2 protein-coding genes are annotated in these 1428 nt (G+C 66.0%); one reads left to right on the top strand and one right to left on the bottom strand.

Translation table 11 applies throughout. The features are described from left to right. Window positions 1-316: response regulator (locus JYJ84_RS36645; protein WP_205190298.1), on the bottom strand; the 316-nt coding region annotated here is incomplete at its 3' end. A 246-nt stretch (window positions 317-562) separates the two neighbouring features. Here JYJ84_RS36645 and JYJ84_RS36640 point away from each other — a divergent pair. Next, window positions 563-1309, top strand: a complete 747-nt coding sequence (locus JYJ84_RS36640; RefSeq protein ID WP_175221350.1) for a MipA/OmpV family protein — start codon at window positions 563-565, stop codon at window positions 1307-1309. Window positions 1310-1428: the final 119 nt, after the last annotated feature.

Genomic DNA, 1428 nt, shown 5'->3' with positions numbered 1-1428 from the left:
TCACGTAGTCGTCGGCGCCCGTCTCGAGGCCCGCGACCTGGTCGTAGACGTCCAGGCGCGCGGTCAGGATCAGCACGGGGACGTTGGTGAACGCGCGGATACGTCGGCAGACTTCCATCCCGTCGAGGTTCGGCAGCATCAGGTCGAGTATCACGAGGGCCGGCTGGTGCTCGCGCACCGCCGCGACGGCGAGGTCGCCGCGCCGGACGACCGTCACCGCGAATTCATAGCCGTCGAGGTATTCGCGGACGAGTTGCGCCAAGCGGTCGTCGTCCTCGATCAGCAGTACGCGGTATTTGAGCGGATTTTCGTTCATGGTCTCCTCGAGATGCACGCGCCATTTCACACACGGGCAAGCCAGTGTGCGGCGCGGCACGCGAATTCTATCCGGCGCACCGACGGCCGGGGGAGCGGGACGACAATCTCGAACAATCGAACACAATTGAGCACAGATTCCCCGAAGATTCAGGACAGTCTCGGCGCAGGGCGGCACCTAGACTGCGGGCTCCGTCACTCTTATCTCAATATTGTGCGCCCAATACTCCGCCGCTACCGCTATTGCATGCCGCTTGCCGGCCTGACCCTCGCCGCCGCCGCCCATGCGGAAAACCAGTATTCGCTGTCGCTCGGCGGCGGTTTCGCGCCACGCTATCAGGGCAGCAATCAGACCCGCGGCGTCGTTGCGCCGGGCTTTTCCGCGAAGTTCGGCAACGGCTTCTTCATCGACAGCACCGAGGGCGCCGGCTACCGGCTGGACCTGCCGCACGGCGTGTTCGTGTCGGCGGCGGTGAGCTACGACGCGGGCCGCACCGACGAGAACCGCTTCGACATGCCAGGCTCCGCCTACCTGAAGGGCATGGGCCGGATTCCGGGCTCGGTGCTGGTCGGCGTGCGTGCGGGCGTGACGCTGTTCAACGCGGCGGAACTGAGCGTCACGATCGACACACCCGTGACGCACACGTCGCACGGCGTGTCGGGGCACATGGATCTCGCGGTGCCGGTGTTCAAGACCTCGCAGCACGAGATCATCGTGACGGGCACCGTGCATGCGGGCTCGGGGCGCTATACGCAGACGTTCTACGGCGTGACCGACGCACAGTCGATGACGAGCCGGTTCCGGCCGTACTCGACGAGCGGCGGGATCGACAGCGCGTCGATGGCGGTCGCATGGAACTGGACCCTGTCGCAGCACTGGTCGGTGCTCGCGACCGGCGGCGTGACGCGGCTGCTCGGCCGCTACGGCGACAGTCCGATCGTCCAGTCGCGCAGCAACTACTACGGGATCGTGGGCGCGACCTACAAGTTCTGAGTAGCCGTCCGGCGAGTCAAGCGGAATGAAGCGAGCCGTCGTGAGATGTGCTGGTTTCGACCATGGCGTCGAGCACGGTCAAGCGCTTGCGCGTGCCGTCTCGCCGCGCAGCGTGCGGT

It is taken from the genome of Burkholderia sp. LMG 13014 (assembly GCF_905232215.1).
Taxonomy (GTDB): domain Bacteria; phylum Pseudomonadota; class Gammaproteobacteria; order Burkholderiales; family Burkholderiaceae; genus Burkholderia.
Note: the sequence above shows the minus strand (reverse complement) of the source record. Positions and strands in the feature narration are given on the sequence as shown.

Excerpts from the sequence above, each read along its gene's own strand:
- JYJ84_RS36640 (WP_175221350.1), top strand. The coding sequence starts at position 563 with ATGCCGCTTGCCGGCCTGACCCTCGCCGCCGCCGCCCATGCGGAAAAC.